The sequence below is a fragment of the Sporomusa sp. genome (genome assembly GCF_035561155.1).
Taxonomy (GTDB): Bacteria; Bacillota; Negativicutes; order Sporomusales; family Sporomusaceae; genus Sporomusa.
This window is the reverse complement of record NZ_DATMYD010000024.1, coordinates 21,624-31,025: the sequence shown is the minus strand read 5'-3', so window position 1 is coordinate 31,025 and position 9,402 is coordinate 21,624. Positions and strand designations below refer to the sequence as shown.

Genomic DNA, 9,402 nt, shown 5'->3' with positions numbered 1-9,402 from the left:
TCTCCAATAAAAACTTTTATTGAAGCCGTTTTATCGGCTCGTTGTAAATCAAAAATTGTTTTTGTTTGTGCTACAAGTAGCACAACGCACATCTGGCATTTTATGATGCATTACTTTACATTGTTCAGTTTTCAGGGAACGTTGTCACAGGCGTACCATGGATGGTACGTCTTGCCTGGGACCGTTGTTGCTGCGGAATATCATATTAACATCAACAATCAATTATGTCAATTGTAATATAATGGCAGGGGCAGAAGGACTTGAACCCTCAACCAACGGTTTTGGAGACCGCTACTCTACCAATTGAGCTATACCCCTATGCTACCGCAGATATTTATAATATCATACTTTTCATTAGTATACAATGGGTAATTTATGGTTTTTACGTGAAAAAACAAATCATTGTAGAGAAAATAGGAAGATATCATACATCATAAAACAGACTTTGCCGGCACTCTCCCCTGTCGGCAGAGTCTGTTTTTTCATATTAAAAGCTGTCACTAAGTGCGTTATACCTTACGAATCCAGAGAGTTATCATTGCGAATGCACCAACCAGGCAAAATATCACCAAACACATCAGTCCACCGACATAACTATTGGTTGCATCAATAAAATAGCCAACAATAACCGGGGTGATAGCTCCCCCGGCGCTGCCTAAGCCGCTTTCGAGTCCACTACCTGTTGCCAATGCTTTCTCTGGCACAACTTTTTGGATCATGGACCAATGGCCTGGCAGCCCGATTACCAGCGCCGAAACAGCGACAACAAGCCAAAGTGCGGCTACTATCTGGTCTGTAGCATGAGCGGCAAAATAAATCCCTACAGCTCCCCCGATCATGTGCAGGATACCGAAGGTCGCCTTCCGTTCCACCTTATCTGTCAGATAGCCAACAACAACAAGCGCAACGACCGCAGCGGCATAAGGCGCATTAGCCCAAAAGCCCATACTTTTCCAAGAGAAACCCATGGCCTCTTTCAAGTATGACGGAATCCAGGTCATAAGCCCCCACCACGCTGCAGAGCTGCATACATAAAATATAACGCACAGCCAATAATCAAAATTGAGTAAGAAACCTTTCGATGCCTCCCAGGTCGAAATTGGTTCTGTCTTCCTCTGGGCTAATGTCTCGGCTTTCAGGCCGTTTTCGATATATTCCAATTCCAGACGATTGATTCTTTTGCTCTCCCTAGGGTAGTCGGTAGTAAAAAACCAAATTAGGATTAATGGTATTATCCCGATAGCTGCTAATGCGAAAAAGCTTGATCGCCACCCCCAATTCCCGACAATCCATACGAATAAGGGCATGGCTATCGCCGGCCCAGCTGCCAAACCTAACAGCCAGGTGGAATTCGCTCTGGCCCGCTCATTCGGCGGAAACCAATTCCTGACAAACTTCATCTGCATAGGCCAATGCATACCTTCGCCAAGGCCAAGAATACATCTGGCAACAATCATTCCCGCAAAAGTCGATACCAACCCGCCGTAAATACAAGAAAGTCCCCAAAATACAATCGCCAAAGCCATTACCTTGCGGGGTCCCCACCAGTCGCCCAGTGGACCCAGTATACTATTTGCGATCGCATAAGTGGCCAAAAATAAAGACATCAGCGATCCCATCGCCACTGCATTTCCCTTTATCCCCATCTCTGCCAAAAAGATTTCATCGGCAACCAACACCGATACGTTAACACGGTCAAGGTAAGCGACTAGTAATGTCACTAACAGGACAACAATTACGACCACCCGCTGTTTGGTCGGATTCTCTGTCGCCGATGCCTGTTGCATCAATACTTTTTCGACACTCACAGCTGTTGCCTCCCTGTTTTAAAGTTACTTTTAATATGAGTAGAATCCAGATTGTGCAAAAGATGGCCCCGAACAAGTCGGGGCCCCCAAATAATACTGCGCATACTGGTTAGATTTTAATAGAAGAACTCAAATTTAGTCATGTAGGTTTTCCCAAGATTTTCAAACCCAGTCAAACTACTATTTTTGATTTTCAGATCTTGCCCCTCAATAGTCCAGATTACATTCTTGCTTACAGTACTTTGAAAGGCAACATAAAGTCCTTTGACATTGTCAGTACCCTTGCCAAGTGTCGAATAGGCCTCTGCTGGATAACTAACTGCCTGAGCGTCAAACCCGCCGGCACCAGATGGAATCGCCCCGGCATCTACACTGCGATAAGAAACCGACCAGCCAAAATCACCCGCCTTTTTGGCGTCTACAAGGTATTTACCTGAAAAGTAAATCGGTGGCTGTTTAGTAGCGCTACTTAGTTCAACAGACCAGCCTTTAGGTGATGTAGGAAGATTACTTGCCCCTTGGAGTTGAGTTGACACATAGTCACCAATCAACATAACACCGCCCAATTTAGCGTCAAAACCGGCCGCCCACCCTTTAGATTGCGAGAAAGAGCCAGTCCGGGTATTTAATGAGCCTTTGCCGTCAGCAGTGCTGGTACCAGAAACATCAGACCAATAGTAACCTGCTTTCCAGCCAAGATTATCGTTGGCCTTCCCTGATAGTTGAGCGGTAGTCAAAGTGTTTGCATCGCCGCTTGCGCTGGCAGGTCCAGAAATATTAGTAGCTATGCCATTGCCTTTAATGTTATTTACCGAACCGGTAAACGTAACATTACCGAAGCCTTCATCTATACGAATTCCATCAACACCAATCGCTTTACCGAATAGTCCATGTGTAAAGTTGTCATAAGGAAAACGCCCAATACGAACCTTATCAATACCAATGACATTTTTTGCAGTCACAGCAAGAAGATCAAAGGAAGCATTACTGCCATCGGTACCATTATTATAGTTGCCAAACTTAGAACTTGCTGATAGCCTCGCCATCCAGGATATATCGTCATTTATAGTTCCCTGGAATTTAATACGCTGACGAAAATCAAAGCTGTCTGAGCCATGTAACTTGGTTGTGCCAGGAGCCTTTGGTTCATTGCCGAAGTACCGAACCCGAGTCTCACCACTGACCCAGGTATTAGTCTTACTTTCCACTTTAGCAACCCGGGCCCCCAGACGGTTAAGTTCAGTTGCAAACTCAATAGAAAGTTTATCAATCAGCTTCTGATTGGTCTCATCGGCTTTTTCAAGCTTATCAATGGCTTTGGCCACAACAATGGCAAATTCATACCTGCTTAAGGTCCTATCACCCTTGAACGCTTTATCGTTATACCCATCAATCAACCCGGCTTTTGCTAACTTGCCCACAGCCTGATAGGCCCAGTGATCGGCAGGAACATCGCTGAAGGATTGTACTGCTGCAGCATGCACCGTATTGGTCAATGCCGGGGTTCCAGCCATGGTAATCGACAGTAGCGCCAGTGGTACAATTGCCAGCCATTTTTTTGCTTGTTTCATTCTTCTCATCATTATCGCTCCCTTTTTTTATATAAGTGCTTTTACATCTGAATTTATTTGTTGTTATGCTTTAATTGTTGAATCAGCAGTTTTCTTCTGTGGCATGGTGGCAAAAAATAAGGCAAATATTCCTACTAAGCAGATAGCGACATTTAAGTAGAAGGCAGGTGTATAGCTTTTAAACATATCAAATAGTTTACCGCCAACCATCCCGGCCGGCGAGCAGGCAAGCGCGGATAAGAGCAGCATCGTACCATTTACTTTGGGAAAGGCTACCGGGCCAAAGAAGTTACCTACCATGGTGTTTAAGCAGACAAAGGTCCAGCCAAAACCGGCACCGTAGAGAATAGCGGCAGCAAAAGCGACCATCAGCGAGCTTGCCGTAACATTAATAGCCAGGAAAGAACCTACGAAGTAGCAGCAAATCCCCATCATGAAGGCAAAACGAGCAGGCATTTTATCCATCAGCCAGCCGCCGATCAGCCGTCCGCCGATGCCGCCCATGGTAAAGAGCCCCATCGCCCACGCGGCATCAGCCGGGTTAATACCTAAACCTCTTAAGTGCAAGATCCAGTGGGCGGTAAAAAAGAAGAAAGGAAACTGACAAGCGAAAGAACCAACAACAATCATCCAGAAAGCACGAGTCCCGTAGGCTTCACTGGGAGTCCAGTTAAACTTGGTAGCCAGCGAATTGGCCGGACCGCCTTGGGCGCCAGCGTATTCCTCAATTCCATCAACCAACTGCCCCAAATCCTCTGGTCTTTCTTTTACTGTCAAAAAGGCAACTACTGCCGCTACAATTGCAATCCCGGCAACCATCAGCCAAGCTTGACGCCAGTCACCGCCGTTAGCGGCAAGCACCTTGTTCATAAGCGGCGCTCCCAGAAAACCGGCAAAGCCTGAAGCGGTTAAGGTAATTGCCATAGCCCGCCCGCGATACCGTTTGAACCAGCGGGTTACTGCTGTGGATAGCGGTACAATGGTACCAAAGCCAATCCCTGAACCAATAATAACGCCAAAACCCACAAGGTAATGCCACGGCTGGGATGCAACAAAAGCCATCCACAAAGTCCCTATGAGAATAAGGGCTGAGCCAATGCCAAAGGTTGATCTAATTCCCCATTTACCAATAGCGGCAGCAACCAGAATAGACGGCACACCTACGAAAAAGTTCAATAATGTAAAGCCCATGCCGTAAACACTACGCTCCATGGTGATTTCCTTTAGCATGTACGTATTAATGACTGCGCCGCCGTACAGCGGAAATCCCATGTTTAGGAGATACAAAAACCACAACGCCCCTACCAGTTTCCAGCCATAGAACTGTTGCTTGTTTTCCATTTTTTTAATCCCCTCACACAAAATAATTGCTAATTACTATTCCCAGTATTTTCTTATAGTTCTGTCAATTTTACCGTTATGTATTCAGCCAAGTTTTGGCCAAATACATACGGTATCTACTCTTTAGATTGCATTAACCACAGCGGAAGGCAACACCAAAGGTACCACGCGGATAGGTCCACTTAATAATCCCTTTGTCTTTGCACACTACCCGGCAAGTACCACATTCTAAACACCCTGCATAATCAAAATTCATCTCACCCTCTTTCAAGGTGTAGAGCACTGCAGGACAAACGACAAGACAGGGCTTCTCCTGACACTTGGCACAAATAGTCTTATCTAGCACAATATGCGGTTCTTCTTCATCAACAACGAATTTGTTCAATCCCAGAAGCTCTTCGGGTGAAAGCTTTTTTACAGTCATATCGCCTTAAACCCCCTCCAACCGTCAGCAATGAGCTGGGCGAATGTTACATGCTTTTTCAGGACCTTCAGCATGGCCTTGTCCATGCGCTCCGGCAGGTTACCGTCCACAGCAAACAATGTTTTCATCATGTCATTGGCCATGGCCGGATATACAGATATCATCCGCGGGTTGCTCATCAGCTCGTGGAAATTGGCATAAAGCTTCATGGTGGAGATAAGAGAGAGGTTTTCTAATGCTTGTACATAAGCCGGACCCACATTGCTCTCTTCGGCATTTTTCAGGATTGCCTGCGCTGCGGCTACCCCGCTGACAATAGCCAGGTCGATGCCCCGGAGGATGGTACCGCTATTCACCACCATACCGGCAGCATCCCCTACCAGCACCAAGCCGTCCCGGTAGAGCCTCTTCGGCATGGCGTGATAACCGACTTCCGGCACTAGATGTGCACCATACTCTACTGTTGTACCGTCTTTGATCAGCGGATAGATCGCGGGATGCATTTTTAAATCCTGAAGAATTTCATGAATTTTCTTGGTCTGGCTAGCAAGATCTTCCGGGTTTAGCACCACCCCCAAAGAAATACTTCCTTTATTAGTGTAGAGAAATCCACCACCGAGCACGCCATTAGAACAACCAATCAGCACCCGGGCCGCGCCTTCTCCCGTCTGTAAGTTGAACCGGTCCTCAATGATCTTTTCCGGCAGTTCGATAATCTCTTTAGCCCCAACACCTACGGTATGGGCGGTAATGTCGTCCCGTAACCCGGCCTTCTGGGCGATGAAGGAATTAACTCCGTCAGCCGCGATTACAACTGTTGCGTAGATCTCATCGTCACCGGCCTTAATACCGACAATCCTGCCATCGGCTTCAATGAGTTCATCCACTACAATTCCGGGAGCCAGCATGGCGCCTTGAGCTTCTGCCTGGGCAGCAAACCATTCATCAAAGGAAGCCCTAAGTACCGAGTATGATTGGGGAACCCCCTCTCCGAAACTGTAGTCGGCATAATCCATGGTGACTGCACTGTTTTGTCCGAGCATCATGATTTGCTCCCTGACCACTTTTCGTTCCAGTGGAGCCTGCTGATACAGACCCGGTTCTACCAATTCCAGTGCATAGGTATACAGGCGCCCGCCAGTGACGTTTTTACTGCCTGCACTCACACCCCGCTCCACCAATAAAACACTTTTCCCTGCTTTAGCTAACACGTAGGCGCAGGCAGCGCCGGCCGGACCGGCACCGATAATTATGGCATCAAATTTTTCATCAGCTGACATAGTGAAATCCCCCCATGGTAAACGGCATTACGGCCTATTTTTGCATCGCTTTGGTCAGTAAGGGCACTACTTCGTAGAGATCCCCTACTATGCCATAATCAGCTGCTTCAAAAAACGGGGCTTTTTCATTAGTGTCAATAGCAACAATAATCTTGGAATCTCTAACCCCCACTACGTGTTGTACCTGACCGGAGATTCCCATACCGATATAGAGTTCGGGTTTGACCTTCTGGCCGGAAATTCCGATATAACGTTCATTAGGCAGCCAGTGATAATCTTCGGAGATACCGCGGGTGCAGCCGATTTCAGCACCAACTGCCGCTGCCAAGGCTTCGACCAGTGCCAGATCTTCTTTTTTGTTTAAGCCGCGCCCTACGCAAACCACACGGTCAGCGGCAGCAATATCTGCGCCTTGACGAACAATAGGGCAAACGTTAGTTACTGAGACCCGCTCGTCATCATTGGCGACTTCCACAGACACCACTTCTCCTGGTCCAGCGCCTTGATCGGCTGCCTCAGCGAAGGTCCGGGGTGGTATGGTAACAAGAGCCGGCAGTGCTACAGCTTCAGTACGCACAGCCACACCACCATACACTAAGCGGGTGGTTTCAATGGCGTCGCCGGCATAAGCTACACTCAAGGCATCGGTAACAAGACCGGCCTTCAGACTGGCAGCTACTTTAGCGGCAAAATCTTTGCCTCTCATGGTTCCGCCTACTAATAGTACGTTGACCGCTTCTTTGTCCAGTAGTTCGGCCACAGCATTGGCATAGCTTTCAGGCCAAGGATTGGTGCCTTTAACTATACACACCTTATCAGCGCCAGCGGAAATAAGAGCCTGGGAGTCTTCGGCACTTAGCGTAAGCACTACAATAGGCTGATTCATAGTTTTTTTCAGGTCAAGGCCAGCAGTTAAGAGTTGTCTGGCAATCGCGCTATCTTCTGAATAGATCCAAATTCCTGGCATGTTCTTTTCCCCTTTCCTCTAGCACAGGCCCTCTTGGGCAAGGCTGGCAACTAACTTGGCAACATTATCGACCTGATTAGCCTCTTTAAAGATGACTTTTTTCCGATCCATGACATAGCCTTTCATCGACAAACTGCGTACCTTGGGTGCCATCTCGTCGGCGGCAAGACCTAAATCAGCCACCTTCAATTCTTCCGAAGGTTTTTTTGCAGCGCCCATAACCTGCTTTAAGCCAGGTATCCGAGGCTTGTTGATTTCCGGCAAAACACTAATCACGACAGGACCGGTTACTGTCACTTCCTCAGTACAGTCGCCCAGTTTACGGGTAGCCGTTACACGGCCGTCAGCTACAGTAAACTGCTGCACAAAAGTGATGGCAGGAATGCCAAGTAAAGTTGCCAGACGGGAAGCTGTCTGCTGACTATAGGAGTCGGCACTACCCTCCCCGCACAGGATAAGATCAAACTGTCCGGCTTTTTTGATAGCGGCGGCCAGTACATTAGCGGTCACAAAAGCGTCTGCCTGTTCTGCCGCTGCATCGCCAATCCAGTACACTTTGTCCAGACCTCGCGACAGAGCGTCTTTCAGGGATTGTTTTGCAGCAGCGGTACCAAAAGTGAGGGCTTCAACGCTGACTCCGTGCTGTTCTGCCAAGAGTGCTCCTGCTTCTATTGCATTTTTGTCATAATCGCTGATTTTGTATTTAGCCCTGCTGGTGTCGAGGGACAAATCTCCGGTAATCTTAATGTCTTGTTCGTCTAGTACCCACTTGTAGCAGACAAGAAGCTTTTGCATGGTTTTCCCCTTTCTCTTATAGAGAGGGTGAAAGCACCCTCTCCCGGTTCAAATTAGTAAAGTATAGTATTTAAATTAGGCAAGCAACGCGCTGGCAATTACTTTTTCCGGAAAATCGAGCGAGCTTTCCTTAATAATCGCTCCCTTGACATCGCGATAGAGCCGGGAAGCAACCATCTCCTGGCTATATCCATAGCCACCTTCAATCTGGATGACGTCGATCAAAGCGTTTTGGCCGATCCGGGCGGCAAACAGCTTCACCATAGCGGCTTCAGCTGCAAAAGGTTCACCACTTTCAATCAGATTGGCAGCATCATATACAGCCAACCGGGCCAGGTGAATGTTAGTAGCCATTTCCGCCAACATCGTCTGGATGGCTGGGAAGCTGGCAATAGGGCGACGAAACTGGATTCTTTGTTTGCCATACTTCACAGCATCATCCATAGCGGCCTGAGCGATACCAACCACCATGGCGGCTTCAGCCACACTGGCAACAGCTTGAGCAGCTGAGGCAATAGTCAGGCCTGCCCCTTCAATTCCTAACAGGCTGGCTGCTGGGATTTTGACATTCTCAAATAGTAATTCTACGGACGGACAACCACGCAGACCCATTTTCTCGATAGTCCTGGCTACCGATAGGCCGGCAGCTTTACCATCAACAACAAAGGCGCTCATCCCTTTGGCTCCAGCCTCGGGATTGGTTAGCGCAAATACAATATAAACACCAGCTGCTCCACCGTTGGCAACATAGCACTTACGTCCATTTAATATATAGCCGTCATGGTCTTTAACTGCCACGACTTTGTGCTCGCCTGCCCCTGCAGCAGCTCCAGGCTCAGTAAGAGCAAAAGCGCCCAGCTTCTGACCATTACACAAAAAGGGTAGATAGTTTTGTTTCTGTTCAGCCGAACCCCACTGGTTAATCGTGTAGGCTGCCAGGGAGGCATGGTTAATAAGGATAGCAGCCACTGCACCGCTCACACGTGACAATTCTTCGACAAGTAACGCATAGCTGAGATATCCCGCCTCAGCGCCACCGTATTCTCCCGGCATAAAAATTCCGAGAAAATCGTGTTCGGCCATCTTCTGAACTATTTCTTCCGGATACGTGCTAGTACTGTCAATACTGGCTGCTGCCGGTTCCACGTACTCTTGAGCAAATTCCCGGGCATTTTGCTGAATCAGTTGTTGCTCTTCTGTTAATGCGTAACTCATG

Annotated in this window: 9 protein-coding genes and 1 tRNA gene; 1 reads left to right on the top strand and 9 read right to left on the bottom strand. The window is 47.8% G+C overall.

The genetic code is table 11. The features are described from left to right. A partial coding sequence (locus VN447_RS04230) for a hypothetical protein (RefSeq protein ID WP_325523141.1) occupies window positions 1-237 on the top strand: 237 nt, incomplete at its 5' end. Window positions 238-242: 5 nt separating this feature from the next. Here VN447_RS04230 and VN447_RS04225 read toward each other — a convergent pair. The 9 genes from VN447_RS04225 to VN447_RS04185 form a co-directional block, all read right to left on the bottom strand. Next, window positions 243-318, bottom strand: a tRNA-Trp gene (locus VN447_RS04225). A 191-nt stretch (window positions 319-509) separates the two neighbouring features. Beyond that, window positions 510-1,808 carry an MFS transporter gene (locus VN447_RS04220; protein ID WP_325523139.1) on the bottom strand — a complete coding sequence of 433 codons (1,299 nt, stop codon included), beginning with the start codon at window positions 1,806-1,808 and terminating at the stop codon, window positions 510-512. A 116-nt stretch (window positions 1,809-1,924) separates the two neighbouring features. Continuing rightward, entirely contained in the window at window positions 1,925-3,391 is a 1,467-nt protein-coding gene (locus VN447_RS04215; RefSeq protein ID WP_325523137.1) for an S-layer homology domain-containing protein, read from the bottom strand. A gap of 51 nt (window positions 3,392-3,442) precedes the next feature. Next, window positions 3,443-4,720, bottom strand: a complete 1,278-nt coding sequence (locus tag VN447_RS04210) for an MFS transporter (protein WP_325523135.1) — start codon at window positions 4,718-4,720, stop codon at window positions 3,443-3,445. A 133-nt stretch (window positions 4,721-4,853) separates the two neighbouring features. Then, window positions 4,854-5,144, bottom strand: a complete 291-nt coding sequence (locus tag VN447_RS04205) for a ferredoxin family protein (protein ID WP_325523133.1) — start codon at window positions 5,142-5,144, stop codon at window positions 4,854-4,856. Beyond that, entirely contained in the window at window positions 5,141-6,424 is a 1,284-nt protein-coding gene (locus tag VN447_RS04200; protein WP_325523131.1) for an FAD-dependent oxidoreductase, read from the bottom strand. The genes VN447_RS04205 and VN447_RS04200 overlap by 4 nt, the downstream gene beginning before the upstream one ends. A gap of 34 nt (window positions 6,425-6,458) precedes the next feature. Beyond that, window positions 6,459-7,391 (bottom strand): electron transfer flavoprotein subunit alpha/FixB family protein, encoded by a 933-nt coding sequence (locus VN447_RS04195; RefSeq protein WP_325523129.1) that lies wholly within the window; start codon window positions 7,389-7,391, stop codon window positions 6,459-6,461. An 18-nt stretch (window positions 7,392-7,409) separates the two neighbouring features. Further along, window positions 7,410-8,186 carry an electron transfer flavoprotein subunit beta/FixA family protein gene (locus VN447_RS04190; RefSeq protein ID WP_325523128.1) on the bottom strand — a complete coding sequence of 259 codons (777 nt, stop codon included), beginning with the start codon at window positions 8,184-8,186 and terminating at the stop codon, window positions 7,410-7,412. 75 nt (window positions 8,187-8,261) lie between these two features. Beyond that, entirely contained in the window at window positions 8,262-9,401 is a 1,140-nt protein-coding gene (locus tag VN447_RS04185; RefSeq protein ID WP_325523125.1) for an acyl-CoA dehydrogenase family protein, read from the bottom strand. Window position 9,402: the final 1 nt, after the last annotated feature.